Raw genomic sequence first — 26,392 nt, 5'->3', positions numbered from 1 at the left:
CGCCATGACCGACGGGCTGCCTGCGCCGGACCGGCGCACCGCCCGCCAGCTGGCCGGGGTGGTCCTGCGCGACGCCGGTCGCACGGTCGCCCGCGCGGATCTCGCCATCGCCTACTGCGCCGCCGTGACGGTCGTGACGCTGGCGGTCCTGCTGCAGCCCGACGAGCGCCAGGCGGAGATCCTGGCCAGGGTCAGCGGCAACCTCAACAACCTCCGGGTCGAGCCGCTGCTGTCGATGCTCGGCAGCGCGTTCGTCGTCGAGAGCGTGGGTGGCCTGCTGCTCGTCGTGCCGCTCCTCGTCGTCCTCGCCTACCTGCAGCGGTTCGTCGGGCGGCTGGCCTCGCTGGTGGTCGGGTTGGCCGGCCACGTCGGGGCGGGGCTGATCGTCGCCGCCGGCCTGGCCACCGGCATCTTCCACGGGTTCGTCGACGAGAGCGTCGCCGAGGCCACCGACGTCGGCGTGAGCTACGTCATGGCCGCCGCCATGGGGTTCCTGGTGCTCGCCGTGCCGCCGCGCTGGCGCTGGTGGTACCTCGGCGCGACCGCGATCTTCTGGCTGCTCCCCGGCGCGATCAACCGCACCTTCACGGACGCCGGCCACGCGAGCGCACTGGCCATCGGGCTCCTGCTCGCCCTCGTCGCGGCCCGCGCCGTCGCCGCCGACCGTCGCGTGCGGGCCTGACTACACCTCGCCCGGCAGCGCCGTCCGGACCACGATGCGCGTCCACGCCCCGAGGTAGAGCCGGTCGCCGTCCTCGATCTCGCGCCGCTGACCGGGCGGGATCGGCGTGGTCGGCAGCGGGTCGCCCGCGCGGCTCACGTAGGTGCCGTTGGACGACTGCAGGTCCTCGACCCACCAGCGCTGGCCGTCGGTGTTGAGCTGGCAGTGCCGCCGCGAGACACCCGAGTCGGAGCCGCAGTCGACCGCGGGGTGGATGTTGCGCGACTCGGAGGGGCGGCCGACCAGCACGCTGCGCTCGCGCAGCGGGACCAGGCCGGGCAGCCCGGCCGACGGCATCGGCTCCTCCGGCTGCTGCGCCTCGTACCAGTCCGGGTCCACCCAGATCTCCGCGACCCAGGCGTCCTGGCCGTCGGGGGCCGGGGTGGGCAGCTGCGGCGAGGGGTCGGGTGCGGGGGTCGCGACGACGGGGGCGGGGTCGGGGTCCGCCGCGGCCGGCAGGGAGCCCGTCGTGAAGTCGTAGCCGCACGTCTCGCAGAAGAGCGCGAGGGACGACGCCGGGGCGCCGCAGTGCGGGCAGGTGGTCGTCGTCGCCGCGACCGCGGGGGTGGGTGCGGACGCGGGAGGAGCGGAGCTCTCGATCGGCGAGCCGCAGATGTCGCAGTAGTCGGTCGACGTGGACTGGTGGCCGTTGGGGCAGACGACGGTGCTCACCGGCGGACCCGGGTGGTCTTGGTCGACGCGGTGTCGAGCGCCATCTCGTCCAGCTTGTCGGCGTTGCGCTTGAGCCGCACGGTGCCCTTCTCCTCGTCGTCGACGTCGACCACCCGGCGCAGCTTGGAGGTGGCCTCCTCGTTGCCGGTCTCGGCGGCCAGCTGCACGGCGCGGCCCAGCTTGACGGTCGCCGTCGCCTCGTCGCCCGCGGCCTTCGCCGCCAGGCCCTCCTGGATCACCGACGCGAGCTCGGCCTGGCCGGTGTAGTGCGCCACCTCGGGGTTGATCCGCGCGGTGAGCGAGCTGTCGTCGGACCAGCGGGCCTTGACCAGCCCCGAGGCCTGGACCTCTCCCCCGACCGCGATCTGCACGCGCGCCGCCAGCTGCTCCGAGCCGACCGGCTTCGACGCCACCCTGATGGCCACGTGGTAGTCGCGCGACTCGTCGCCCCACGCCCCGGTCGGGTACGCGCCCGTGAGGGCGTTCACCTCGGTGCGGCGCGCAGTGAGGTCCTCGACGGTCGGCGCCACCCGACGGACGAAGAGCACCTGCGCGCCCTGCGGCGCCCACACGCGCAGCTCGGCGTCGGCGACGCCCTTGGACATCGACGTCTGCACCAGCGCGCGGAAGTCCTCGGCGATGTCGKCCGGCTCGCGGATGAGGTCGACCGTGCCCAGCAGCGCGCTCGCGATCGAGCGCAGCTCCGCCACCTCCCAGCTCGAGCCGACGCCCCGCGCGTCGCACTGGAAGTGGCCGGTGACCGCGCTGATCGCCTGCGCCAGCTCGAGCTTCGGCTCCGACTCGTTGCGGCCGTCGGTGAGCAGGATCGCGTGCCGCTGCGCCGCCTGGGGCACCTCGGCGAAGATCGCGTCGGCCAGCCGGAGCCAGGTGCTCATCGCGGTGCCGCCCGACGGGCGCATGAACGAGATCGCCCGCTTCGCCTCGGCGCGCGCGCCCGGCTCCATCTGCACGATCGCGACGGGCGCGTTGGGGTACGGGAAGGCGCGGTTGGCCACGTGGCTGCCGCCGATGACCGCGAACCACGTGCCGTCGACGATCTGGTCGACCGCCACCTGGGCCGCGTACTTGGCAGCCTCGATGTTGGGACCGCTCATGGAGCCGGACGTGTCGATGATGACGATCTCCGCGACGCCCCCGCCGCTGGTGGCCGCGGTGCCCGCACCCGAGCTCGTCACCGTGACGATGGCGTGCACGTCCGTGGCACCCTCGGAGAGGAACTCGTTCTGGAACACCTCGGTGCGGAAGTCGGCCACTATGGCTCCTAGATCGTCTCTGACGTGTGGACAGTATCGAAGCCCGCGTCGACGCGGGCGAGCGCAGCGGTGATGTTGTCGTGCCCGCCCTGCTCGTTGGCCCACCGCACCAGCTCTCCGGCGATCGCGTCGGGCGCCGGCCCGCGCCCGGCCGCGGTGCGGTGCAGCAGGTCGGCGATGTCCGCGGCCTCGGAGCAGTAGTTCCACAGCCCGTCGGAGCACACGAGCACCCAGCCGGGTCCCTGCGCGCGGGTGGTCGCGGTGCTGGGCACGACGGTCTCGGCGTCGGCGCCCAGCCACCGGGTGATCGCGTGGCCCTCGGGCGAGGCCTCGGCCCGGGCCCGCGGGACGCCTCGGGCGATCAGCTCGTTCGCGGCGGAGTCGTCGACGCTGACCTGCAGCGCTGCACCTTCGTCGGGCACCCAGTACACACGCGAGTCCCCCAGCCACCCGGCGACGACCGTCGGGCCGTCGACGACCGCGGCGACGAACGTGCACGACGGCGGCTCGGCGCGCTCGGCCATGTCGCCGATGGCGTCGGCGATGGCCCGGTCGGCGGCCGCGGCCGCGGTGTCGAGCAGCGCCGACCAGGTGCCCACGGTGCTGCCCGCGGCACCCCCGGCGAGCACGTCCCGGGCGGCGCGAGCGGCCGCCAGGCTCGCGAGGTCGGAGTCGGCGACCGTCGAGACGCCGTCGCAGACGACGAGCACCGCGGTCGTGCCCGCGACCGCGAGCGCCATCGCGTCCTCGTTGCGAGCGTGCCGACGACCGCGGTCGCAGACACCGCCGACGAGCGCGGACGGGAGCTCGCTCCAGTGGTCGCGCTCGTTGACCGCGGGCTCTCCGCACAGCTCGCAGTAGCCGTCGTCGGCGATCGTCCCGCCGCACGCTCGGCAGACCGGGGCGACGACGGGCTCGGGCTCGGCCGCCACGACGGGAGGCGCCACCACCGGGGCCAGCGACGCGCCACACTGCTCGCAGAACGCCGCGCCGTCCCCCGCGACCGTGCCGCAGGACGCGCAGGTCACCACGTGGTCCACCGGCGCACGCCGTTCGCCTTGTCCACGAGCTCGATCCGCTCGTCGTGGCTGTCGGCCAGCGTCGCGGACTCCCGCAGCGCCGCCTCGAGCGCGTCGCGCAGCCCGGCCTCCTGCGCGGGCACACCGTCCAGCTGGACGTTCTTCGACGGGCCGTCCTTGAGCACCGTGGTGAGCGCGTTGCCCAGCACGTCGACCCGCAGCGCCGAGCGCGCACGAGCGTCGATGGCCACGCCGTGCACGCTGGCCAGGGCGGCGGACAGCGCGCCCAGGTCCTGGGCGGAGCCCGCCAGCAGGTGGGCGCGCATCATCCGGGCCTCGACGTACGAGCTGCGCGTCGCGGTGACCAGGTCGAGCGCCGCGAGAGCGCCGTCCGTGTCGCCCCGCGCGCTGCGGATCCGGGCCAGGCCGAACGCGGCGGGCGCGGTGTAGTTCGCGTCCGAGCGCGCGCAGATGACGTACAGCGACTCGGCGATGTCCGGCTCGCCGCTGAGCTCGCACGACGTGGCGAGCGCGAGCTTGGGCGCCAGCTCGCCGGGCACCTGCCCGTAGACCGCGTTGAACGACGCGCGCGCCGCCACCGGCTCCCCCGCGGCCAGCTGCGACAGGCCGCCCAACCAGGCCGCCCGCCACTCCCACGGGCCGTCGGCGAGGATCTGCGCGATCGTCCCGTCGAGCACGTCCCGGCGCCCGGCCTCGATCGCCGCGGTCCCCCGCCGCAGCCGGACCTCGACCGAGTCCTCGGGGGCCTCGGCCAGGGCGGCGATGCGCTGGACCGGGTCGTTGACGTTGACGCCCGCGAGCCAGCTGGCCGCCGGGTCGCTCGGGTCGACCTTCAGCGCCGGCAGCTGGTCCCAGGCCAGCGGGTGGCCGGCCTCGTCGGACGTGGGCGCCTCGAACAGCACCGACGCCGCCGAGTGCAGCGCAGGGCTGCCCGGGCCGCGGTCCGTCGCGACGACCTCGCGCAGCACGCCGAGCGTCTGGGCCCGCAGCTCGTCGACCGTGGCGAACCGGTCGGACGGGTCGACGGCGCACGCCTTGGCCAGCAACCGGTAGAACGAGTCGTAGGTCTGGAAGACCGGGGTGTCGGCCACCGGCGGCAGCGACGCGGCGTACGTGGTGGTGTTGCCGCGGAAGTCGAGCACCAGCGTGGCCAGCGTCCGCCCGATCGTGTAGATGTCGGAGGCCACCGACGGCCCGACCACGGGCACCTCGGGCGCCTGGTAGCCGACCGTGCCGAAGATCGCCGAGTCGAGGTCGTCGACCCGCCGCACGCCACCCAGGTCGATGAGCTTGACCGCGTCGCCCTGCTGGATGACGTTGTCCGGCTTGAAGTCGCAGAACAGCAGGCCGACGTCGTGCAGGTAGGCGAACGCGGGGAGGATCTCCAGGACGAACGCGAGCGCCTGGTCCACGGGCAGCGGCGTGACGACCCCCGCGGCCTCGCGGCGGTCCTGCAGGATCTGCTTGAGAGACCGCCCGCCGACGAACTCCATCACGGTGTAGCCGGCGCCCTCGTGCATGGCGAAGTTGTAGATCTCGACGATGAGCGGGTGCTCGACCTCGGCGAGGAACTGCCGCTCGGAGATCGCCGCCGCGTAGGCGTCGGGGTCGCCGGAGTTGAGCAGGCCCTTGAGCACCACCCACCGGCCGGACACGTTGCGGTCGCGCGCAAGGTAGATCCAGCCGAGGCCGCCGTGCGCGAGGCAGCCGACCACCTCGTACTGTCCGCCGACCACGTCGCCGGGGTTGAGCGCGGGCGTGAAGTCGAAGTGGGTGCCGCACTTGGGGCAGAACCCAGCCGTCCTGCCGGGCACGCCGTCGCGCGAGCGGCCCACCTCGGCGCCGCACTTGGGGCAGAACCGCTTGCGCTCCTCGACCTCCGGCACGGCCATGACGGCCTGCAGCGGGTCCTGGACGGGTGCGGGCGGGACCGTCGTGAGCCCGGCGCCCAGCCGAGCCCCGCGCAGGCGCGTCGAGGACGTGCCGACGCGTCGCGTGGGCCGCGAGCCCGTGGCCGCCGTGCGGGCCGAGCCGAGGGCGACGGTCGCCAGGCGGCTCGAGCTCGTCCGACCGGTGCGGGTCGAACGCTCGGCGACCTCCTCACCCGCTGCGTGGTCCGGGGCCGCCTGGGCGACTCCCGTGCCCAGGAGCGACGTGGCGGACGCGGCCGCGGAAGGCGCCGACGAGGCCGGCTGCGGCGAACCGCAGACGTTGCACCAGCCGTCCTCGTAGGTGCCCGTGCAGCCGGGCTCGATGCATGCGGTCATCGGGGTCGTCCCTCCTGACCCGCCGAGGGCAGGTCGCGGGTGAGGTACTCGTACTGCTCCACGAGGAAGCGGGTCATGGTGAGGTCGCAGGGGGTCTGGGCGACGACGGCGCGGGCCTCGTCGTACCCCGACCGGACGGTCGGCGACGCGCTGCGCCCGTTCGCGTCGGCGGCGGCGCGCGCACCCTCGAGGCGGTAGCGCAGCTCCGCGCGCTCACGCAGCGGCGCACTGTAGGCATCGGCGACGGCGTCGAACGCGCGGCCCACGGCCCCCAGCCGGTCGACGTAGGAGTCGAGCTCGGTGCGCGTCGCGGGCACCGGACCCAGGCGGGAGACGTCGGGCACCGCGAGCTTGGGCGGGCGGGCGATCTCGCGCCGGCAGCGGTCCGCCAGCTCGTGCAGCGTCGGCTCCCGCTTCTCGAGCGCGGCCACCGTCGCCGCCGCGTCCGCGCGCCCCTTCTCCACCGTGCGCCGCTGGGACACCTGCACGATGAGGTCGCGCTCCGCCACCGCGGCGCTAGCCTCCAGCTCGGCCAGCGGGCCGCTGATGTCGGCGCCGCGCGCCGCCTGCGTGACGAGCTTCTGCTCCCGCGCACGCAAGGTGGCGACGAGCTCGCCGGCGGCCACGTCGAGGCCCGCGAGGTCCTCGCAGCGGACCAACCCCGCCCGCAGGCCGCGCAGACGGGACGCCTGGTCCGCGGTGTCCGGGTCGAACGACAGCCGCGCCCGCACCTGGGAGATCATCGCGTCGCACAGCGTCACGGCCTCGACCAGCGAGACCAGCGCGGCGCCCAGCCCGGAGTCGAGCCGCCCCCAGACGAGCTGCGACATCTTCTCGCGGTCCACGGCGTCCGCCCGGCCCGAGTCCCACACCTCGACCAGCTCGTCCGTGCGGGTCCGGATCGCCTGCCACATGGTCAGCGCGAGCAGCACGTCGTCGGTGTAGCTCTCGGACGCGGGCGAGGCCTGCGCCGCCTGGTCCAGACGGTCCAGCTCGGTGCGCCGGTGCGCCAGCCACGCCTCCAGGCCGCTGAGGTACGCGAGCAGCTGGGGGGCCGGGATCGGCTCGCCCAGCCTCCCGGGCGGGTCCGGGGCGTCGGGTCCGCTCACCGGCCGTACACCGAGGTGGGCGGCGTCGGCGCGGGTCCCAGCGCGTGCAGCCAGCGGTCGTAGGTGGCCGCCCAGGTGCCGTCGGCCTTCATCCGGTCGAGCACGCCGTTGACGAACCGCACGAGGTCGACCTGGTCCTTGTTGACGCCGATGCCGTACGGCTCGTCGCTGAACGCGTCGCCGACGACCTTCGCGTAGGGGTCCTGCGCCGCGAACCCGGCCAGGATCGTGTCGTCGCCGGTGATCGCGTCGACCTTGCCCTGCTGGAACAGGACGAGGCAGCCGGTGTGGGTCGGGGCGCTGACGGCCGTCACGTCCGGGTAGGTCTCCTGCAGCCGCGTCAGGGTCGTCGTGCCGTCCGGCGCGCAGACGCGCTTGCCCGCCAGGTCGTCGATGCCGGTGGCCGTCGAGTCGCGGGTGACCAGCACCTTCTGCCCGGCGTGCAGGTACTCGCCCGAGAAGGCGATGGAGTCCCAGCGCTCGCAGTTCATGGTGAACGTGCGGGCCACGAGGTCGACCTCGCCGTTGGTGAGCACGTCGAGGCGCTGGGCGGAGGTGATCACCCGGAACTGGAGCCTGTTCGGGTCGCCGTCGAAGATCGCCGCCGAGATCGCGTGCAGCATGTCGATGTCGAAGCCCTCGATCTGGCCCGACAGCGGGTTGCGGGCGCCCATGAGCAGGGTGTCGGCGGAGATGCCGACGCGCAGGGCGCCGCGCGAACGGATCGCGTCGACGGTCGGCGCGGGGCCGCCGTCGGGCGCGTAGGACGTCGTGGCGTTGTCGCACTCGGTCGCGGCGGGCACGGCGGCGGCCGTCGCCGGGGCCGACGTCGTTGCGGCCGGCTGGACGGCGGTCGGAGCAACCGTGCAGCCCGCGAGCAGGAGCAGGGACGCGACGACCGCGCCACGGCGCCATCTCTGGGTGGTGGTCACCGGTACTCCTCCACTCGGGTCGAGATGCCGCGCCAGGACAGGACCGCGGCGAGCAGACCGGCGACGAGCATGAGCCAGCCGACCAGGACGGCGGACCCGCCGGACCCGGACAGGCCGACGTGCGTCTCGTGCGCGCTGGCCTCGAGGCTGGTGGACGCGGCGGTCGAGAACGCGTCGAACTTCCCGTTCGGCGTGCCATCGCCGGTGCTGATCGCCAGCGCGACGGCCCCGTCCCAGTCACCGCCGTCGTCGAGCTTCCGGATCTCCTGGTGCGCGGCCACCCAGTCGTCGAGCAGCGGCACCAGGCCCGGGTCGACGGTGTCCCGCGAGAGCAGCGTGCGCGCCTCGTCCGTCTCGGCGACGAAAGTCTCCTCGTACGAGGCCCCGGAGCCGCGCTTGATCAGCGTGAACGACTCCATCGACTTCGCGTCGTTGGCCAGCGAGTACGCCTGGGACACCGAGACCGTCTCGTCGTACGGGCCGTGCTGCACGTCCGTCGCCCGCTGCGCCGTGGACCCGAGCACCACCGCCCCGCCGACGCTGGCGGCGAGCGCCAGGACGGTCGACCAGAACAGCCCGGCGTTCAGGCGTCGGTGGGTGCGCCGGGCCAGCCACACCTGCACGACGACGAGCACCGCCAGTGCCAGGATGCCGAGCGCGAGCAGCCACGGCACGGACGCCACGGAGTCGAAGGACGCGTCCACCCGGTCGCTGTTGGCGCCGACCAGGTCGTCCAGGTGCGGGAGCACGTCCGTGCGCAGCACCGTCGACGCCTGGTCGAGGTAGGCCGCCCCGACCGGGAAGCCCTGCCGGTTGTTGGCCCGCGCCTGCTCGACCAGCCCCGTGTAGGTGGTCAGGCCGGCGGTCGCCTTGCCCAGCAGCTCGGCGTCCGCCTCGTTGGAACCGGCCAGCTGCGCGAGCCCGTTCGCGGCCGAGGCGACGGCCTCGTCGTACCGGGCACGCTGCTCGGGCGGCTCGAGGCCGCCGACGAGGAACGCGTTGGTCGCGGTCGCGTCGGCGACCACCAGGTCGTTGCGGACGTCCTGGATGCCGACCAGCTGGGTGGTGTCGGCGTCGGCGTCGGCGAGGGCGTCCGACTGCGCGAGGCCCGCCCGCAGCCCGAGCACCCCGACGGCCAGGGAGGCGACGACCGCGAGGACGCCGGCGACGCGCATCTTGCCGGGCGTGCGGCGCAGCGCGCCGCGCACGCCCGTCCGGTGCACCGGCGCGGGAGCGGGGGTCGGCGCGACCGCGGGAAGGGTCGCCGGCTGGGCGATGGTCTGCGTCACGCTGACTCCTCGATGTGGGCGGGCACGGCGGCGACGTCGGACTCGGGCACCAGGTCGTCGGGGAGGAGCAGCCGCAGCTGCTCCACCGTCGGTTGCTCAACGTCCCGCAGGCGCCAGGCGTGCCGGGTGATCGCCTGGTCCAGCACGTTGCGGGCGTACCGGCCGTTCCCGAACCCCTCGTCGCGGATCTGCAGCGACGCGAGCTCCTCGAACCGGGTCAGGCACTCGGGGGTCGGCTCGAAGTCGGCCTTGGCCGCGGTGCGCGCGAAGATCTCGCGCAGCTCGGCGTCCGTGTAGTCGTCGAACTCCACGGTGGTGGAGAACCGACTCTCCAGGCCCGGGTTGGTCGCGAGGAACGTCGCCATGGGCCCGGGGTAGCCCGCGACGATCACCACGAGGTCGTCCCGGTGGTCCTCCATGTCCTTGACCAGCGTGTTCACCGCCTCGGCGCCGTACTGGTCCTCGGCCAGGCCGTACGCCTCGTCGACGAACAGCACGCCGCCCAGCGCGGTCGCGACGACCTCGGACGTCTTCACGGCCGTCTGCCCGAGGTACCCCGCGACCAGCTCGGAGCGGTCCACCTCGACCAGGTGCCCCTTGGTCAGCAGCCCCAACGCCTGGTAGATCCCGGCCACCAGCCGCGCGACCGTCGTCTTGCCGGTGCCGGGGTTGCCGAGGAACACGAGGTGACGCGTGAGCGTCGGCGCCGTGAGGCCGGCCTCGGTCCGCAGCTTCTCGATGCGGAGCAGCTGGGTCTGCTGGCGGATCTCCGCCTTGACGCGCGACAGGCCGACGAGCGCGTCCAGCTCCGCCAGCAGCTCCTCGAGGGTCTTGGCGGGCTTCTCCTCCGGGTGGAACGTGGTGCCCGGCGGCGGTGTGGCAGCGTGCGCCGTGCCCGGGGGCGGCTCGATGCCTGGGAGATCGAGGCCCGGCATCGAGAAGGCCGCCGGGGTCGGCGTCCCCTGGGGTGGCCCACCCACGGCTGCCCGCTGCACCGCGGCGGTGGCGGAGGCGCGCGCGATGACGTCGATCTCCGCCGGCCCGAGGTCGCAGGCCGCGGAGACCACGCCGGCGAGCGCGGTCGCGTACGCCTCGGCGTGCGAGGAGCCCTCGGCGACGAGCCCCGCTAGCAGGTCGGTCGGCGCCGACCGCCACCGCCGCGCGCTGGACGCGGCCGAGAAGAACGCGCCGTAGGTGGCGTCGGGCGAGCCGACGGCCGTGAGCCAGGCGGCCGCCGCGCCCGKGACCGACTCCGCGACGGCGGCGGCGAGCMGCGCGCCCTCGTCGCGGACTGCGGCCTCGTCCAGCCCGGCCGCGGCGCCGGCCTGCGCGAGCGTGTCCAGCGCATCGGGAAGGGTCACGGGAGCTCCCTCTGCGGGGTGTCGAGGCCGGCGTCGGGCGCCAGGGCCAACGAGGACTCGCCGAACTTCTCGGCGAGGAACTGGCCGTGGGCCACGAGCGCGTTGGCGTCCTCGCGCGACACGGCGTCGGAGATCTTGTCCAGCGTCACGCCCAGCAGGTCGAGCTGGTCGCAGAGCACCATCAGCGAGGTCTTCCCCTTGGACACCACGCGACGGTCGGCGAAGTCCCGCGGCAGGCGCAGATACCCGCCGACCGCCTCGGGGAGGTAGCTCGTGGCGGTCGCGACGACGGTGTGCGCCTGCCGGCTGCCGGCGCCCAGCCGGTCCAGCCGCGGCGCCATCTCCTCGACCGTCCGGGCGATGCGGTGCACCCGGGCCGTCACGGCGCCGGGGACCTTGCCGACGATCTGCTGCTCCACCTGGTGGGCGGACGCGAGGATGTCGGCCGTCGTCGGGGCAGGCGGCGGCGCAGGGAGCTCAGGCTCCTGACGCCGCCCCCTCAGGCGCGCGAACCAGCTCATGTGTGGCGCCTACCCAGACCCTCGGTGCTCAGCTCGTGCCGAGGTCGAGCGAACCGCTGGCCACGTCCGTGGTGTCCGCGCGCTTGACCCGGTCGAGGTAGGTGCGCGCCTTCGTCGTCTCGGTCTCGAGCACGCCGATGGTCGTCGCCATCGAGTCGAGCGCCTTGACCTTGAACGTGTCGATCGAGTCCATCGTCGCGTAGATGTCCGTGAACGCCTGCTGCAGCTGCGGGAGGCCGACGGTGGCCTGCGCCGCCTGCTCCTGGATCCCCGCCGACTGCTCCTTGAGCATCTTGGCGGTCGACGCGATGAGGCCCGTGGTCGTGGTGTTGAGCGCCGTGATCTGGTCGAGGACCAGCCGCTGGTTGTTCAGCGCCTGGGCGACGATGACCGCGGTGCGCAGGGCGGCGACGGTGGTGGTCGTCGCCCGGTCGACACCCTTGATGAGCTCGACGTTGTTCTTGATGATGATGTCGATCGCGAGGTAGCCCTGGATCGAGACCGCCAGCTGCGTGAGCAGGTCCTGGTGCTTCTGGCGCACGTAGAACAGGACGTCCTCGCGCAGTGCCTTGGCCCGCGCCGGGTCGGTCGCGTCGAGCTCCGCGATGGTCGTCGACAGGCGCCGGTCCAGCGACTCCGCGACGTAGATGTACTGGTGCAGGCGGGCCATGGTGTCCCAGAGGTGCTGCTTCTCCAGGTTGAGCGCCGCGTTGTCCTTGCGCAGCTCGTCCTGCCCATTGTAGAGCGCGCGGACGATCGCGTCGATCTGCTTCTGCGAGCTCTCGTAGCGCCGGAAGTAGTCGGTCATCGAGTCGCCGAACGGGATGAGCCCGAGCAGCTTCTTGCCGATCGTGGCCTCGCTGGGGTCCAGGCTCTCGACCGTCTTGCGCAGGTCCAGCAGCGACTTGCTCACCTGGGACGTGCCGGAGACGCCGCCCTCGCGCAGCTCCTTGACGGGCATCTGGAGCAGCCGGTTGGACGTCTCCGCCGCCCCGCGGATGTCGGAGTCGCCCATGAGCCGGATGTCGTCGGCCTTGCGCGCGAGCTCCGGCGACCCCACCTGCGCGGCCATGAGTCCGTCGACGTACGCCGAGACCTTCGCGTCGAGCCCCGGCAGCGCGGCCTCGGGGATCTGCGGAGCCATCCCGGACGCCGCCGTCGTGGCCACCGGGGACACCGGCGCGGGCGCCTCGAGCGCGAACACGGACTGCGGCGCGGGGGGCTGGAGGGGAGCTGCCTCGGTCATCGTCGTCCTTCACGTCCAGGTCGTCGCAGGGCGATCATTCTGCGCCTTGCAATGGTCATGGAATGGTCAAGCATCCTGTTGGGGACAGTAGCACGCAAGACCGTTCCGGCCCGGAGACCAACCGATCTCTGCCATGCCCAGGCAGGGGGCGACGAGCGCGCGGTGAGATGGGGCAGGATCGGGAGATGACACCCGACGACAAGGCCTCCCTCGAGGAGCGGCTCCGGCGGCTCGGCATCGCCCAGGACGTGCAGCGCGTCGTCGCCGCCGGCATCGACAAGCTGCCCGTGAGCGACTCCACCAAGGGCTCCCTGGCGTCCAAGAGCGCGACCGCCGTCGTCGTCGTCGGGGAGACCGGCGTCGCGCTCGGCAAGGGAGCAGCGACCGCGGCCAGGGATGGGGCGGACGCGTTCCAGCGCAGCCGGCAGGAGCACGCCTCCGCTCACCCGGCACCCCCGGTGGACGACGTCACCACGCGGCTCGAGCGCCTGAGCGCGCTGCACGCGGGGGGTCGGCTGGACGACGAGGAGTACCGGGTGGCCAAGGCGAAGGTCATCGCGGGGAGCTAGGGCTCCTCGTCGGGGCGCACCTCGTCGCCCGTGACCGGGTCGATGGCCCGCTCCCCCCTCGGCAGGTTGGACAGGTCGGGGGCGATGACGATGCCCGGCAGGCCCGAGTCGGGCAACCGGAACACCGGCTCGTCGGCGGCCCCCGAGCCCACCAGCACCAGGTCGTGCGACCCGGCGCGCGCCAGCGTCTCCCCGCGGAAGAACGCCGGCGCCCGCAGCCGCCAGACCACCATGAGCACCGCGCCGATGAGGATCGCGACGACTCCGACGACGGCCACTGCGCCCACCCCGGCGATGGTGACGTCGTTGCCGTTCTCGTCCTGCAGCCAGTCGACCTCGGCGAACGACTTCAGCGCGTACACGAACGCGACCAGCAGGATCAGGCCGCCCAGCGAGGGCAGCACGCCTTGCATGAAGAAGTCGCGCGGCTTGTGGTGCAGCGTCCGTCGATAGAACCACGAGCACGCGAACCCGGTGAGGCCGTAGTAGAAGGCGATCATCAGGCCGACCGACCCGATCAGCGCGGTCAGCAGGCTCGGGCTGATGAGCGTGAAGATCGCGTAGAAGAGCATCGACGCCAGGCCCATCGCGATCGTCGACACGCCCGGCGTCAGGTACCTGGGGTGGATCTTGGCGAACGCCGCGGGCATCGCCTTGTACGCGGCCATCGACAGGGTGGTCCGGGCCGTCGGCAGAATCGTCGTCTGCGTCGACGCGGATGCCGACGTGAGGATCGACGCGGACAGCAGGAGCAGCCCGATGTGACCGAGCGCGGTGTCGCCGAACAGCGCCGGCCCGATCGCCGCGAACACGTCGTCGGCGTTGTCCGGGTTGCCCAGCCCGATGCCCGTGGTGCCGACCCCCGCGAACGCCACCGCCGCCGTCGACACGAGCGTGTAGGTGACCAGCAGCAGCACGGTCGACAGGATCGCCGCGCGGCCGGGGGTCTTGGCGGGGTCGTCCGACTCCTCGTTGACCGAGACGGCCGTGTCCCAGCCCCAGTAGATGAACACGGCCGTGAGCAGTGCCGGGGCGATGACGTCGGCCACGCTCAGCCCGCCCGGCCAGAACCAGTCCCAGGACGGGATCAGCGAGTAGAACTCCGCGTTGCCCGAGTACACCTTTCCCAGTGCGACCACCGAGAACATGATCAGCACGGCGACCTCGATGGCCAGCAGGACGTACTGGATGCGCGCCGACACCTCGATGCCGCGGTAGCAGATGTACGTCATGATCGCGATCCACAGCAGGCCGGCGACCGTCGTCCAGAGCGTGCTCGATGCCAGCTCCCCGACGGCCTCCCACCCCAGGTCCGCCACGAAGGTGAACGAGTACGCGCCGGCGATCTGGGCGAGGTTCGCCATGACGATCACGTCGGCGGCGATGATCCCCCAGCCGCCCAACCAGCCGGTGATCGGCCCGAACGCCCGGGCTGCCCAGGTGAACGTGGTCCCGCAGTCCGGCTCGGCGCGGTTGAGCTCCTGGTAGGCGACGGCGATCAGGTACATCGGGACGAAGGCCAGCAGGATGATGGCCGGCGCCTTGACGCCGGCCAGGATCGCCCCGCCGCCCGCCACGACGAACCCGAGGCTCGCCGCGAGGCTGTACGCGGGGGCGGTGGACGCGGTGCCGACGACGACGCTCGACACCAGGCCGAGCGCGCCGCCCTTGAGTCCCTTGCCGGTCTCGGGGAACCCGAGCGGAGCGGCGTCGGCGGTCGGAGAAGTCAACGGAACCTCACAGCGGCTGAGCCCGAGGCCTCGTTGCCTCGGGCGGTGACGCCCCCCGGATTCCTTGCGTCGTCATGCTGGAGCAGATATCGCTCGTCAGAAGTGCGGACAGCACTGCAGACCGTAGACCCGCCGGTCGCCGACGGAAAGGGTGTCAGCGCTTCGGCCACGTCCACGGCGGGCCGTCGAACCGCTCACGTCCGGCGACCGTGGTGGCCGCGCCGGTCTTGCTGAGCTCGACGGTGGTCGAGCCCGCCTCCCGCAGCGCACGCACCAGGTCGCCCGAGTGGGTCACGACGAGCACCTGCGAGCGCTCGGAGGCCGAGGCGATCAGCGCACCGACGGCCGGCATGAGGCTCGGGTGGAGGCTGGACTCGGGCTCGTTGAGCACGAGCAGGTCCGGCGCCCGGGTGGCCAGGCACGCCGCGAGCAGCAGGAGGTAGGTGAGCGTCCCGTCCGAGAGCTCGGCGACCGAGAGCGCCCGGAGCAGACCGGGCTGGGTCATGCCCACGCGGCAGGTCCCGTCCTCGTCCTCGTCGACGACCACCTCGGAACCCGGGAACGCGGCGTCCACGCAGGCCTGCAGGGTCTCCGGGTCCCCGACGCGCCCGATGGTCAGCAGGGCCGCGGCAAGATCGTCGCCGCCGGAGGACAGGACGGGCGTGAACGTCGCGACCCCGGGCCTGCGGGCCGGGGCGTCGGCGTCCGTGCGCAGGTGGTCGTAGAACCTCCAGCGCCGGGCCTGCTCCCGCAGGGCGAAGAGCTCCGGCGTGGCGCTCGGGTCCGCGAGCACGGCCATGACGGACTCGTGCTGGCTGACCGCAAGCGGGGCATCGCGCCACGTCCCGTCGTCGTCGCGGCTCCGCACCCTCATCCCGACGCGTTCGGTGAGGATCGTGGACGGGCGCAGCACCGGACCGGCCCAGACGACCTCGGACTTGATCTCCGGGTCGAGCTTGAACGGCCCCATCTGCGGCAGGCCGAGGTCGATCGCGTACGACAGCTCCTCGGTGGCCACGCCGAGCCGCACGGCCACCGGCCCCTTGGGGCGCGGCCCGGCGTGGATGGCCGAGCGCATGCCGCCCTCACGGGCGAGCGAGCTGATCGCGCCGTCGCGCACGACGTYGGCGAGCAGGCGCAGCACCCGGTAGACGCTGGTCTTGCCGCTGCCGTTCGCGCCGGTCACCACGGTGAGCCGGTCGAGCCCGAGCACGAGCTCGTCCAGGCTCCGGTAGCGCTCGACGGCCAGCGTCCGGATCATGCGGTGACCTTAGCGAGCGCTCGTGTCGGACGGTGGTCGTAGGGTCGCGGGGCATGGAGGTCCTCTCGCGTGCGCAGGCACGTCGGATCGCGGTGCGCGCGCAGCTGCTCACCGCCGAGCGGCCGACGGAGGTCCGGGAGGTCGTGCGGCGGCTGACCATGGTCCAGCTCGAACCCACCAGCGCGATCGCCCCGAGTGCGGACCTCGTCCTGTGGAGCCGCCTCGGCTCGGCGTACGACCCGCGCGAGCTCGCGGACAGCCTCGACGACCTCTCGCTCCTCGACTTCCGCGGGACGGTTCGGGTGCCGGAGGACATCGCGCTGTTCCGCGCCGAGATGGCCGCGTGGCCGGGGACCGGGCCCGACGTCAAGGGTTGGCAGCTGGCCAACGCCCGCTGGCTCCACGACAACGAGGGCTGCCGCCAGGACATCCTCGAGCTGCTGCGCTCGGACGGGCCGCTGACGGCGCGCGAGCTCCCCGACACCTGCGTGCGGCCGTGGCGGTCGAGCGGCTGGAACAACAACCGGAACGTCGTGATGATGCTCGAGGTCATGGTCCACAACGGCGATGTCGCGGTGGCCGGCCGGCGCGGTCGAGACCGCCTCTGGGACCTGGCGGAGCGCATCTACCCCGACGATCCCGCTCCCCCGCCCGCGGAGGCGCGGCGCCTCCGGGACGAGCGACGCCTGCGGGCCCTCGGCATCGCGCGGCCCACCGGCACGGAGCAACCGGTCGAGCCCGTGGCCGTGGGCGAGGCCGGTGAGCCGGCGGTCGTCGAGGGTGTCCGGGGCACGTGGCGGGTCGACCCGGAGCTGCTCGACGGCCCGTTCGAGGGGCGCGCGGCGCTGTTGTCGCCCTTCGACCGGCTGCTCAGCGACCGCAAGCGGATGGCCGAGATCTTCGAGTTCGAGTACGCGCTGGAGATGTTCAAGCCCGTCGCCCAGCGCCGGTGGGGGTACTACGCCCTGCCGATCCTGGTGGGCGACCGGCTGATCGGAAAGCTCGACGCCGCGGCCGACGTGCGGGCCGGGGTGCTGCGGGTGCACGCCGTCCACCGKGACGAACCGTGGAGCGCGGCCGACACCGCGGCGGTCGACGCCGAGATCGAGGACCTGGCCCGCTGGCTGGAGCTGGACCTGGCGCGGGAGGACTGAGAGCGGTCAGAGCCCGACCATGCGCATCCCGGCGTCGTTGTAGCGGTTGCCGTGCACGCCGATGCGGTCGGCGGCGGACGTGAGGTCGGCCAGGTCCTGCGCCGTGAGCTCGAGGTCGGCGGCGCCGATGTTCTCCTCGAGCCGGCTGAGCCGGCGGGTGCCCGGGATGGGCACGATCCACGGCTGCTGGGCGAGCAGCCAGGCGAGCGCGACCTGCGCGGGCGTGGCCGCGTGCCGGGAGGCGACCTCGGCGGCCAGGTCGACGAGGGCCTGGTTGGCCTGCCGGTTCTCCTCGGTGAACCGCGGGATCGTCGTGCGGATGTCCTTCTCGGTGAACGACGTCGTCGCGTCGACCGTGCCGGTGAGGAAGCCCTTGCCCAGCGGGCTGAACGGCACGAACCCGATGCCGAGCTCCGTGAGCGTCGGCAGCACGTCGACCTCGGGGTCCCGCGTCCACAGCGAGTACTCGCTCTGCAGGGCGGTGACCGGGTGCACGGCGTGCGCCCGTCGGATCGTCGCCGGACCCGCCTCGGACAGACCGAAGTGACGGACCTTGCCGGCGGCGACCAGCTCGGCGACCGCACCGGCGACGTCCTCGATCGGCACCTCGGGGTTGACGCGGTGCTGGTAGAAGAGGTCGATCACATCGATGCCGAGGCGCTGCAGCGAGGCGTCGGCGACCTCCTTGATGTGCTCCGGTCGGCTCGACAGCCCGTGGTGCGAGCCGTCGGCGTGCAGGTCGAACCCGAACTTCGTCGCGATGACGACCTGGTCGCGCACGGGCGCCAGCGCCTCGCCGACGAGCTCCTCGTTGACGAACGGGCCATAGACCTCGGCCGTGTCGAAGAACGTCACCCCGCGGTCGACGGCGCCCCGCAGGACGCCGATCATCTCCTGCCGGTCACCGGGGTTGGGCCCGTAGCTCTGGCTCATGCCCATGCAGCCGAGGCCGATCGCGGAGACCTCGAGGTCCTGTCCGAGAGTGCGTGTGTCCATTCCTCGACGCTACGTCCAGACCCGGCGACGAGGGAGGCCCTGGCAGTACCGCCCTGGCGTGCCAGACTCACGCCGTGAGCGCATTCTCGGGCCGCGACGTGCAGTCCCGGATCTACCGCGCCGGGGTGTTCGGGCGGCGGCCCGTGGTCCCCGTGGAACCCGCGCGGCTCGCCGCGGCGGCTCGGCGGCGGATGAGCCCGGCCGCCTGGGCGTACGTGGCGGGCAGCGCCGGCCGGCAGCAGACCGCGCGGGCCAACGTCGAGGCGTTCGGGCGGCACCGGCTCGTGCCGCGGATGCTCGTCGACGTGGAGACCCGGGACACCTCGGTCGAGCTCTTCGGCCGCCGGATCCCCGCTCCGCTGCTGCTCGCCCCCATCGGCGTGCTGGAGATGGCGCACCGCGACGCCGACCTCGCCGCGGCCCGCGCCGCGCGAGCGCTGGGGCTGCCGATGGTGATCTCGTCGCAGGGCTCGGTTCCCATGGAGCAGACGGCCGCCGAGCTCGGCGACACACCCMGCTGGTTCCAGCTGTACTGGAGCAAGGACGACGACGTGGTCGACTCGTTCGTCGACCGCGCCGCGGCGATCGGCAGCGACGCGCTCGTCGTCACGCTCGACACCCATGTGCTCGGCTGGCGCACCAAGGACCTCGACCTCGGCTACCTGCCCTTCGCCCGCGCGGAGGGGATCGCGCAGTACACGAGCGACCCGGCGTTCCGCCGGTTGGTGGAGGCACGCGCTGCTTCCGCAACGGCCTCCAGGGACCGCCCCACGCCGGCCGCGGTCCGCGCGCTGCTGTCGATGGCCCGGCACTATCCCGGTGACCTGCGCACCAACCTCCGCTCGCCGCAGCCGCGCGCCGCCGTGGACACGTTCCTCGACGTGTTCTCGCGGTCGTCGCTGACCTGGGACGACCTCGCCCGGCTGCGCGAGCGCACCTCCCTGCCCATCGTGCTCAAGGGGATCCAGCACCCCGACGACGCCCGGCTCGCGCTCGACCACGGGGTCGACGGCATCGTCGTGTCCAACCACGGCGGTCGGCAGGTAGACGGTGCCGTCGGCTCGCTCGACGCGCTGCCCGGGGTCGTCGAGGTCGTCGACGGCCGGGTCCCCGTCCTGTTCGACAGCGGCATCCGGGGCGGCGCCGACGTGGTCAAGGCGCTCGCGCTGGGCGCGGCCGCGGTCCTCGTCGGCCGGCCCTGGGTCTACGGGCTCGCGCTGGCCGGCGCCGACGGAGCCCGCACCGTGCTGGAGCACGTGTGGGCCGAGCTCGACCTCACCATGGCGCTGTGCGGCGTCCGCTCCATCGACCAGATCGGCTCGAACATGCTCACGGACGCGCCATGACCATCGAACCACCCGTGATCTCGGTGATGCTCGCCGTCCCCGACGCGGCCGCTGCTGCCCGCTGGTACGCGGAGGCGCTCGGCGCGACGGTCCTGTGGGACCTCGGGTCGGTCGTGGGGCTCAGCGTCGGCGGGGCGCCGTTCTTCCTCGGTCAGCCCGAGGGAAACCGCTGGGACACCCCCGGGGAGCTGGGCGGCCGGACCGTCCGCGTCGAGGTCTTCGTCGAGGACCCGGACTCGTTCCTCCAGCGCGCGGTGGACGCGGGAGCGGACGGCGACGTCGACCTCGTCCGCACCCACCAGATGCCGTGGGGCCCGCACCGGCAGGGCGGCTTCGTCGACCCGTTCGGCCACCTGTGGCTCGTGGGTGACCGGTCGCCGCTGCGGCCTCATCCCGCGCGCGTGGCGCCCGAGCGGGCGACACCCGACGACATCGACGCGATCCACGCCCTGCGCCGGTCGCTCGAGGACTGGATGGCCGCGAACGGCACGGTCCAGTGGCCGCAGGGCTCGCTGCCGCGGGAACGCGTCGCGGCGCAGGTCGACGCGGGCGAGTGGCACGTCGTGCGCGACGACGGCGGCGTCGTCGTCGCCACCATCCGCCTGCTGTGGTCGGACCCGGACTTCTGGGGGGCCGACGACTCCTTCGCGGTGTACGTCCACGGCCTCATGGTCGACCGCCGCCACACCGGCGCGGGCATCGGCAGGACACTGCTCGACTGGGCGGCGGCCCGCGGGCGCGACGCCGGGGTCGACCTGTTCCGGCTCGACTGCCGGACCACCAACCCGGTGCTGCGCGACTACTACGAGGCGTACGGGTTCACCGCCGTCGGGCAGCGCGACTTCGCCGACTTCTCCTGCACCCTGCTGGAGCTCGACCTGCGGGGCTGACGCATGTCGGTGGCCCTTCGTAGCCTGGCGGGATGACGCAGCAGCAGCGGACCTATCCCCCCGGAGTGACGTCCTGGGTCGACATCGAGCAGCCGGACGTCGAGGCGGCGAAGGCGTTCTACGGCCCGGTCCTCGGGTGGTCGTTCCACGACGCCACGCCGCCCGGGCTGCCGTTCCGGTACGTGATCGCGCAGGTCGACGGCCGGGACGCCGCCGGTATCGGCGGCCCGTCGGACCCGTCCGGCGCCGCGCCGGCCGACCCCTCCTGGCACACCTACGTCGGCGTCGAGGACCTCGACGCCGCGCTCACCCGGGTCGCGGCGGCGGGCGGCACGGTCACCACCGCGCCGACGGTCGCGGGCGAGGGCGGCACGTGGGCAGCGTTCACCGACCAGCAGGGCGCCGACCTGCGGCTGTGGCAGCCGAAGCGGCGCCTCGGCGCGCAGATCGTCAACGCGCCGGGCGCCTGGAACTTCAGCGACCTCCACACCAGCGACCCGGCCGCCGCGCTCGGCCTCTACACCCGGGCGTTCGGATGTGAGGTCGCGGACGTCGGGTTCGCGACGATGATCCGCGTCCCCGGGTACGGCGACCACCTCGCCGCCACGGTCGACCCCGACATCTACGAGCGGCAGCACGGCGTGGCCGTGCCGCCCGGGTTCGCCGACGCCATCGGCTGGATCGCACCCGTCCGTGGCGACGAAACGCCCCACTGGCACGTCTCGTTCGCCGTCGCGGACCGCGACGAGACCGTGGCGCTGGCGACCGCGCACGGCGGCGAGGTCATCGCGACCGAGGAGAACCAGTGGGCGCGCACGGCGACGATCCGCGACCCGCAGGGGGCCGTGTTGACCGCCAGCCAGTTCGCCCCTCAGTAGCCGCGCGAGCTGTCGGCCGTCACTGCCGCACCGCGGAGGGTCCCCACGTACTCGTCGACCGTCATCGGCTTGGAGAACATCGGGTAGTCGTAGGTGATCGCGTTGTCGTGCTCGGCCTGCGAGGTGGCGCCGACGGCGTCGGTGAGCGTGATGACCTCGAAGCCCTTCTCGTAGGCCGAGCGCATGGTCGACTCCACGCAGCAGTTGGTGAGGAAGCCGGCCAGCACCACGGTCGTGATGCCCTTCGACCGCAGGATGAAGTCGAGGTTGGTCGACCCGAACGCGTCGAGCCCGCGCTTGCCCTCCACGACGATGTCGTCGCCGGCGGGGGCGACGTCCTCGACGAAGTCCGCACCCCACGAGCCCTTGACGAACGCGTTCGAGTCGACGACGCCCTTGAGGATCCCGTAGGGGTGCGCAGTGATCTCGCCGTACCCCGCCGCGAACGCGATGGGGCTGTGGATCACCGTGGCACCCGCGGCGCGGGTGGCCTCGAGCGCCGTCCTGGCGTGCGCGAGCATGCCGGTGCTCTCCATGACGCCCTGGACCGCGCCGTGCAGGACGCCGCCCTCGCTGGTGAAGTCGTTCTGGAACTCGATCAGGACGAGTGCCGTGGTCTCCGGGTTCATCTCTGCTCCTCTGCTGGATGTGTTCGGACGGGTGGTGCTGATCGGTGGAGGGCCTGGTCGGCGAGCAGCTCGACGACGTGTCGGTACGTCGCGCCCGTGGCTCGCGTCATGCCCAGCTCGCAGGTCCGGTTGCAGCTGGCGTGCGCCTGCGCGCCCAGACGAGCGACCTCCGCGGCCTGCCGACGCGTCGCTGCGGCCGTCAGCTCAGGGTGCAGCATCCCGCGGTCGCCCGCGAAGGCGCAGCACCCCCAGTCGAGGGGCACGGTGACCGTCTCGGCGACGGCCTCGGCGACCGTCCGCAGAGCCGGGTCGAGGCCCAGCTGCGTGGACGAGCAGGTCGGGTGCAGGGTCAGCGAGTCGAGCCGACGGAACTGACCGAGGACCGGCAGCACGCGGTCGGCGACGAAGGCCACGACGTCGACGACCTGCACCTTGCTCCCGAGCACGTGCCGGAAGCCCTCGGTGCACGACGAGGCGTCGCAGACCACGGGCAGCCGGCCGCCGTCGGTCGCCTCCCGCAGGGCGCGCAGCACGGCGGCGCGCATCGCCTCGTGACCCGCGACGACACCCTTCGATGACCAGGGGGTGCCGCAGCACAGGTCGTCGATCCCCTCGGGGACCAGCAGCGTGATGCCCGCGGCCGCGCACAGGTCCTCGAACGCGACCTGCACGCCGGGACCCTGGGCCGGGCCGAACATGACGTTCACGCACGCCGGCACGTAGACGGCGTCGGGCGGCGCGTCGGGTCGCGGCCGTCGGCGGGGCGCACCGCCGGCGGGCAGGTCGGACGTCCACTGCGGCACCGCGTCGGACCCGAGGACCGCGCGAGCCGCGGCGGTCACGGCGGGCACCAGCGGGCCGGGCACCGCGCGGGCCACGGTCAGCGCGGTCCCGGCGAGGCTCGTCGTCGCGCCCCAGTGCTTCGCCGCCGCCGTCCAGGCGGCCCCGGCCGGGGCGGACAGGTTCTCGCGGCGCAGCGTCTTGACCAGCAAGCCGGTGTTGATGCCGACCGGGCACGCGGTGCCGCACATCCCGTCGACCGCGCAGGTGTCCACGCCCGGGTACTCGTAGGCGCGCTCGAGCCGCGCGGCCGTACCGTCGTCGCCGGCCAGCTCCGCCGCGCGGATGTCCCGGCGCAGCGCGATCCGCTGGCGCGGCGTCAGGGTGAGGTCCCGGGACGGGCACACCGGCTCGCAGTAGCCGCACTCGACGCAGCGGTCGACCTCCGCCTCGACCGTCGGCGCCAGCTTGATGTGCCGCAGGTGGGCCTCCGGGTCGTCGGAGAGCAGGACGCCCGGGTTGAGCAGCCCGCGCGGGTCGAACAGGCGCTTGATCTCGTGCATCACGTCGTAGAGCTCGTCGCCGTACTGGCGCCGGACGAACGGCGCCATGACGCGGCCGGTGCCGTGCTCGGCCTTCAGCGAGCCCCCGTTGTCCAGGACGAGGGTCACCAGGTCCTCGGTGAAGGCGGCGTAGCGCGCCAGCTGCTCGCCCGACTCGAACCGGTCGGTGAGCATGAAATGGAGGTTGCCGTCCTTGGCGTGGCCGAAGATCACCGCGTCCTCGTAGGCGTACCGGTCGAAGAGCGTCGTCAGCGCGGAGCACGTGTCCGCCAGCCGCTCCACCGGCACGACGACGTCCTCGAGCAGGGCGGTCGTCCCGCTGCGGCGCGCGCCGGCCACCGAGGTGTACAGCCCCTTGCGCAGCTTCCAGAGCTGATGGCGGGTGCCCGGGTCGGCGGTCAGCGGCACCCCGCCGAGCACGGGTCGCGCGCTGCCGACCAGCGACGCCAGCTCGTCGGCGGTCGTCGCCTGATACTCCACGAGCAGCGCCGCCTGCCGCTCCACGGTGAGCGCGGCGACCGCGGGCGGGCAGTCGGCGAGGGTCTGCCCGACCCGCAGCGAGGTGGCGTCCATGAGCTCGAGGGTGGCGGCACCGGTGGCGACGAGCGCCGGCAGCGCCCGGTTGGCCGCGTACAGATCGTCGAACACGAGCAGCGCCGACGCCGCGTGCGTGCGCAGCGGGACCGTGCGGAAGGTCGCCGACGCGACGAAGGCGAGCGTCCCCTCGCTGCCCACCACCAGGTGGGCCAGCATCTGCGGCGCGGTGTCGAAGTCGACCAGCGCGTTGAGGCCGTAGCCCATGGTGTTCTTCATCGCGAACTGCCGGGCGAGGGTCGCCACCGAGGCAGGGTCGTCGAGCACCCGCCGGCGCAGCGCGTGCAGGCCCGCGTAGAGCTCGGGCTCGAGGGCGCGCAGCAGCTCGTCCGCATCCGACGCGCCCGTGTCGACGACCGTCCCGGACGGCAGGACCACGACCAGCGACTCCAGGGTCCGGTAGCTGTTCTCGGCCGTGCCGCACGCCATGCCCGAGGAGTTGTTGGCGACGACCCCGCCGACGGTGCACGCGACCTCGCTGGCCGGGTCCGGCCCGAACCGGCGGCCGAACCGGGCCAGGTGCGCGTTCAGCTGCCGGACCGTCACCCCGGGCTGCACGCGGACGCGGTCGCCGCCGTCCAGCACCTCGACCCCCTGGAAGTGCCGGCGCACGTCCACCAGCACGCCGTCGCTGCCGGCCTGCCCGGACAGGCTGGTCCCGCCCGAGCGGAAGGTCAGCGGCACGCCCGCGTCCGCCGTCGCGCGCAGCAGCCTGCCCACCTCGGCGGCGGTGCGCGGGGCCACCACCGCCTCGGGGACCAGCAGCACGTGGGACGCGTCGTGCGCGACGGCCCGGCGGCTCAGCTCGTCGGTCCGGACCTGCGCACGCTCCGCGACGCACCCGGCCAGCAGGGCGGCGAGCGGCGTCGGTGCCGTCGAGGTCATCGGGCTCCCTCATCACGTGTCGTGCGATTGTCGGACAAGTCGACGCCGCCGTCGAGGACCGCCCCTCGCCGGGCTGACCGGGCGGCTGCCCCCACCCGGTCGGGCATTCCTCCCGGCCGCCCGGGACGGGTGCCCCATGACGCCCGGGACGCCCCGGCGAGACGTTCGTACCTCAGGAGTCAGGAGCTCCCCGAGGAGGAACCGATGCGTCGCATCACGATGTCGATCGTGGAGCTGGACGACCCGCTCAACCCGCGCGAGGACCCAACCGAAGAGCCGCCTCCCCGCGCGGCACGGGCCGCGTTCGCCACGCTCGCGGCCGCCTGCCTCGCGGTGGTGCTCACCGCGAGCGTGCTCGGCGCCACCGGCCCGGCGGCCGCGCCGGCCCCCAGCCCGGTGCAGTACTCCACGGCGCCGGCCGACCGGTGCCCGGGCGACCACATGCGCCCGGGCGGCAGCTCGTGCCTGGACCCGTGCGCCCACTACGACAACCCGTCCGCCGGCGTCGCGTGCGAGCACGCTCGACGTGTGGAGACGCCGACGCCGCTGGGCTTCTCGACCGGCACGCCCGAAGGTGCATGGTGAGCGCGCCCTCGACCGCGAGGGCGGCCGCCGCGAGCGGTCTGCCCGCCGCCTCGATGCCGATGCCACCCCACGTCCGCGCACTGACGGTCGCGAGCGGAGTCTGCGGCGTGGTCGGCACGGCGCTGCTCGCCGCGTTCTTCGCCTTCGCCGACCCGTTCACCACGTCGGGCGGCCCGTGGCACTGGGCCGGCCGCGCGAACGACGTCGTCGGCTCGCTCGCGTGGTTCCTGCTCATCCCGGCGGTTGCCTGGTTCGCGTTCGTCCTGCGCGACGTCCTCGTGCGCGTCTGGTCGGCGCTCACGGTCGTCGGTCTCGCCGCGATGGCGGTCGCCGGTCCGCTGTTGGTCCGTGAGCAGATCACCCTGGACGACCAGTACGCCGTGTCGGCCGTCGGCCTCCCCCTCGTCGTCGGCTGGGTCTGGCTCGCATCGCGGCGCGGCGGGCGGCGGGGCGTCGTCGGGAGCGTCGCCGCGGCGACCGGGCGAGCAACCGTTCTGGTCTTCGTGCTCGGCGCGGTCGTCGGACTGGCCGGGCTCGCGCTCCTGCCGTGGGGGAGCCCCGCCCTGGTCGTCGCTCTGGTGCCGGGGGTGCTCGGCTGGGTCGCGTTGACGGCGTGGCCGCTGGTGCTCGGCATCCGACCCCGCACGGCCGATGCGGCAGTCCTGGCCCTCATGAACCAGCTCACGCGGGCCTGCATCGCCGGCTACCGCGCGACGGGCGGCCGGTTCATGGGTCGCGCCAAGGGCGCGCCGGTACTCCTGCTGACGACGACCGGGCGCCGGTCGGGTCTCGTCCGCAGCGTGGCCGTCGTGTTCGCGGAGGTCGACGACGCCTACGTGGTGATGGCGACGAACGGCGGMCGGGCCGCGCTCCCGGGGTGGTACTTCAACCTCGTCGCGGACCCCGATGCGGACGTCGAGATCGGCCCGCGGTTCCGCGTGGTCCGCGCGCTCGAGCTGCAGGACGACGACTACGACGACGCCCACGCGGTGCTCACCACGGCGTACCCGCGGCTCGAGCACTACTGGACCACCACGCCCCGGCGTATCCCGCTGCTCCGGCTGACCCCGGTCGACCCGTGACACCGCCCCGGGAGGCGG

General features: G+C 73.5%; 23 protein-coding genes. 8 read left to right on the top strand and 15 right to left on the bottom strand.

Features of this window, described 5'->3' with window-relative positions; translation table 11 throughout:
* The first annotated feature begins 4 nt into the window (after positions 1–4).
* Complete coding sequence (locus tag AC1DYZ_RS01325; protein WP_477063424.1) at positions 5–682, top strand: rhomboid-like protein; 678 nt, start codon at positions 5–7, stop codon at positions 680–682.
* Here AC1DYZ_RS01325 and AC1DYZ_RS01320 read toward each other — a convergent pair whose 3' ends face one another.
* The 10 genes from AC1DYZ_RS01320 to AC1DYZ_RS01275 are packed head-to-tail and all read right to left on the bottom strand — an operon-like array spanning position 683 to position 12,432.
* A complete protein-coding gene (locus AC1DYZ_RS01320; protein WP_477063423.1) occupies positions 683–1,393 on the bottom strand; it encodes an FHA domain-containing protein in 711 nt (236 codons plus the stop codon).
* On the bottom strand, positions 1,390–2,667 hold the full coding sequence (locus AC1DYZ_RS01315) for a vWA domain-containing protein (RefSeq protein WP_477063422.1): 1,278 nt from the start codon (positions 2,665–2,667) through the stop codon (positions 1,390–1,392). Before AC1DYZ_RS01315 ends, AC1DYZ_RS01320 begins: the two co-directional genes overlap by 4 nt.
* A gap of 8 nt (positions 2,668–2,675) precedes the next feature.
* Positions 2,676–3,707 (bottom strand): PP2C family protein-serine/threonine phosphatase, encoded by a 1,032-nt coding sequence (locus tag AC1DYZ_RS01310; RefSeq protein ID WP_477063421.1) that lies wholly within the window; start codon positions 3,705–3,707, stop codon positions 2,676–2,678.
* Positions 3,692–5,974 (bottom strand): serine/threonine-protein kinase, encoded by a 2,283-nt coding sequence (locus AC1DYZ_RS01305; RefSeq protein ID WP_477063420.1) that lies wholly within the window; start codon positions 5,972–5,974, stop codon positions 3,692–3,694. Before AC1DYZ_RS01305 ends, AC1DYZ_RS01310 begins: the two co-directional genes overlap by 16 nt.
* Positions 5,971–7,083 carry a hypothetical protein gene (locus AC1DYZ_RS01300; protein ID WP_477063419.1) on the bottom strand — a complete coding sequence of 371 codons (1,113 nt, stop codon included), beginning with the start codon at positions 7,081–7,083 and terminating at the stop codon, positions 5,971–5,973. Before AC1DYZ_RS01300 ends, AC1DYZ_RS01305 begins: the two co-directional genes overlap by 4 nt.
* A complete protein-coding gene (locus AC1DYZ_RS01295) occupies positions 7,080–8,015 on the bottom strand; it encodes a glutamate ABC transporter substrate-binding protein (protein WP_477063418.1) in 936 nt (311 codons plus the stop codon). The genes AC1DYZ_RS01300 and AC1DYZ_RS01295 overlap by 4 nt, the downstream gene beginning before the upstream one ends.
* Positions 8,012–9,304, bottom strand: a complete 1,293-nt coding sequence (locus AC1DYZ_RS01290; RefSeq protein WP_477063417.1) for a hypothetical protein — start codon at positions 9,302–9,304, stop codon at positions 8,012–8,014. Before AC1DYZ_RS01290 ends, AC1DYZ_RS01295 begins: the two co-directional genes overlap by 4 nt.
* Entirely contained in the window at positions 9,301–10,665 is a 1,365-nt protein-coding gene (locus AC1DYZ_RS01285) for an AAA family ATPase (RefSeq protein ID WP_477063416.1), read from the bottom strand. Before AC1DYZ_RS01285 ends, AC1DYZ_RS01290 begins: the two co-directional genes overlap by 4 nt.
* Positions 10,662–11,186 carry a hypothetical protein gene (locus AC1DYZ_RS01280; protein WP_477063415.1) on the bottom strand — a complete coding sequence of 175 codons (525 nt, stop codon included), beginning with the start codon at positions 11,184–11,186 and terminating at the stop codon, positions 10,662–10,664. The genes AC1DYZ_RS01285 and AC1DYZ_RS01280 overlap by 4 nt, the downstream gene beginning before the upstream one ends.
* Positions 11,187–11,214: 28 nt before the next feature.
* The gene (locus AC1DYZ_RS01275) at positions 11,215–12,432 is read right to left on the bottom strand and encodes a toxic anion resistance protein (protein ID WP_477063414.1); all 1,218 of its coding nucleotides are present in this window, start codon (positions 12,430–12,432) and stop codon (positions 11,215–11,217) included.
* 185 nt (positions 12,433–12,617) lie between these two features.
* On the opposite strand from AC1DYZ_RS01275, the gene AC1DYZ_RS01270 reads away from it, so the two are divergent.
* Entirely contained in the window at positions 12,618–13,001 is a 384-nt protein-coding gene (locus tag AC1DYZ_RS01270) for a hypothetical protein (protein WP_477063413.1), read from the top strand.
* Here the strand turns inward: AC1DYZ_RS01270 and AC1DYZ_RS01265 are convergent.
* On the bottom strand, positions 12,998–14,731 hold the full coding sequence (locus AC1DYZ_RS01265) for an APC family permease (protein WP_477063412.1): 1,734 nt from the start codon (positions 14,729–14,731) through the stop codon (positions 12,998–13,000). The genes AC1DYZ_RS01270 and AC1DYZ_RS01265 overlap by 4 nt on opposite strands.
* Before the next feature lie 154 nt (positions 14,732–14,885).
* Positions 14,886–15,992, bottom strand: a complete 1,107-nt coding sequence (locus AC1DYZ_RS01260) for an AAA family ATPase (protein ID WP_477063411.1) — start codon at positions 15,990–15,992, stop codon at positions 14,886–14,888.
* 53 nt (positions 15,993–16,045) lie between these two features.
* Between AC1DYZ_RS01260 and AC1DYZ_RS01255 the strand changes: the two genes are divergently transcribed.
* A complete protein-coding gene (locus AC1DYZ_RS01255; protein WP_477063410.1) occupies positions 16,046–17,146 on the top strand; it encodes a DNA glycosylase AlkZ-like family protein in 1,101 nt (366 codons plus the stop codon).
* Positions 17,147–17,152: 6 nt separating this feature from the next.
* Here the strand turns inward: AC1DYZ_RS01255 and AC1DYZ_RS01250 are convergent, their stop codons facing one another.
* Positions 17,153–18,142: an aldo/keto reductase gene (locus AC1DYZ_RS01250; RefSeq protein ID WP_477063409.1), complete on the bottom strand. Its 990-nt coding sequence runs from the start codon at positions 18,140–18,142 to the stop codon at positions 17,153–17,155.
* A 74-nt stretch (positions 18,143–18,216) separates the two neighbouring features.
* Here AC1DYZ_RS01250 and AC1DYZ_RS01245 point away from each other — a divergent pair, with 74 nt between their 5' ends.
* The 3 genes from AC1DYZ_RS01245 to AC1DYZ_RS01235 are packed head-to-tail and all read left to right on the top strand — an operon-like array spanning position 18,217 to position 21,256.
* On the top strand, positions 18,217–19,488 hold the full coding sequence (locus AC1DYZ_RS01245; RefSeq protein ID WP_477063408.1) for an alpha-hydroxy-acid oxidizing protein: 1,272 nt from the start codon (positions 18,217–18,219) through the stop codon (positions 19,486–19,488).
* Complete coding sequence (locus AC1DYZ_RS01240) at positions 19,485–20,378, top strand: GNAT family N-acetyltransferase (RefSeq protein ID WP_477063407.1); 894 nt, start codon at positions 19,485–19,487, stop codon at positions 20,376–20,378. The genes AC1DYZ_RS01245 and AC1DYZ_RS01240 overlap by 4 nt, the downstream gene beginning before the upstream one ends.
* Positions 20,379–20,410: 32 nt before the next feature.
* On the top strand, positions 20,411–21,256 hold the full coding sequence (locus AC1DYZ_RS01235; RefSeq protein WP_477063406.1) for a VOC family protein: 846 nt from the start codon (positions 20,411–20,413) through the stop codon (positions 21,254–21,256).
* On the opposite strand, the gene AC1DYZ_RS01230 is transcribed toward AC1DYZ_RS01235, so the two are convergent.
* Positions 21,250–21,885 carry a cysteine hydrolase family protein gene (locus tag AC1DYZ_RS01230; protein ID WP_477063405.1) on the bottom strand — a complete coding sequence of 212 codons (636 nt, stop codon included), beginning with the start codon at positions 21,883–21,885 and terminating at the stop codon, positions 21,250–21,252. The genes AC1DYZ_RS01235 and AC1DYZ_RS01230 overlap by 7 nt on opposite strands.
* Entirely contained in the window at positions 21,882–24,707 is a 2,826-nt protein-coding gene (locus AC1DYZ_RS01225; RefSeq protein ID WP_477063404.1) for an FAD-binding and (Fe-S)-binding domain-containing protein, read from the bottom strand. The genes AC1DYZ_RS01230 and AC1DYZ_RS01225 overlap by 4 nt, the downstream gene beginning before the upstream one ends.
* A gap of 204 nt (positions 24,708–24,911) precedes the next feature.
* Between AC1DYZ_RS01225 and AC1DYZ_RS01220 the strand changes: the two genes are divergently transcribed.
* Together AC1DYZ_RS01220 and AC1DYZ_RS01215 are read left to right on the top strand one after the other, a co-directional pair.
* Complete coding sequence (locus AC1DYZ_RS01220) at positions 24,912–25,292, top strand: hypothetical protein (protein ID WP_477063403.1); 381 nt, start codon at positions 24,912–24,914, stop codon at positions 25,290–25,292.
* On the top strand, positions 25,289–26,374 hold the full coding sequence (locus AC1DYZ_RS01215) for a nitroreductase/quinone reductase family protein (RefSeq protein ID WP_477063402.1): 1,086 nt from the start codon (positions 25,289–25,291) through the stop codon (positions 26,372–26,374). The genes AC1DYZ_RS01220 and AC1DYZ_RS01215 overlap by 4 nt, the downstream gene beginning before the upstream one ends.
* The last annotated feature ends 18 nt before the right edge of the window (positions 26,375–26,392 follow it).

This window comes from Cellulomonas sp. P1_C4, from assembly GCF_056406355.1.
Note: the sequence above shows the minus strand (reverse complement) of the source record. Positions and strands in the feature narration are given on the sequence as shown.

Coding starts and splice junctions, on each gene's coding strand:
- AC1DYZ_RS01325 (WP_477063424.1), top strand. CDS start 5: ATGACCGACGGGCTGCCTGCGCCGGACCGGCGCACCGCCCGCCAGCTG.
- AC1DYZ_RS01305 (WP_477063420.1), bottom strand. CDS start 5,974: ATGACCGCATGCATCGAGCCCGGCTGCACGGGCACCTACGAGGACGGC.
- AC1DYZ_RS01280 (WP_477063415.1), bottom strand. CDS start 11,186: ATGAGCTGGTTCGCGCGCCTGAGGGGGCGGCGTCAGGAGCCTGAGCTC.
- AC1DYZ_RS01275 (WP_477063414.1), bottom strand. CDS start 12,432: ATGACCGAGGCAGCTCCCCTCCAGCCCCCCGCGCCGCAGTCCGTGTTC.
- AC1DYZ_RS01270 (WP_477063413.1), top strand. CDS start 12,618: ATGACACCCGACGACAAGGCCTCCCTCGAGGAGCGGCTCCGGCGGCTC.
- AC1DYZ_RS01250 (WP_477063409.1), bottom strand. CDS start 18,142: ATGGACACACGCACTCTCGGACAGGACCTCGAGGTCTCCGCGATCGGC.
- AC1DYZ_RS01240 (WP_477063407.1), top strand. CDS start 19,485: ATGACCATCGAACCACCCGTGATCTCGGTGATGCTCGCCGTCCCCGAC.
- AC1DYZ_RS01235 (WP_477063406.1), top strand. CDS start 20,411: ATGACGCAGCAGCAGCGGACCTATCCCCCCGGAGTGACGTCCTGGGTC.
- AC1DYZ_RS01230 (WP_477063405.1), bottom strand. CDS start 21,885: ATGAACCCGGAGACCACGGCACTCGTCCTGATCGAGTTCCAGAACGAC.
- AC1DYZ_RS01225 (WP_477063404.1), bottom strand. CDS start 24,707: ATGACCTCGACGGCACCGACGCCGCTCGCCGCCCTGCTGGCCGGGTGC.
- AC1DYZ_RS01220 (WP_477063403.1), top strand. CDS start 24,912: ATGCGTCGCATCACGATGTCGATCGTGGAGCTGGACGACCCGCTCAAC.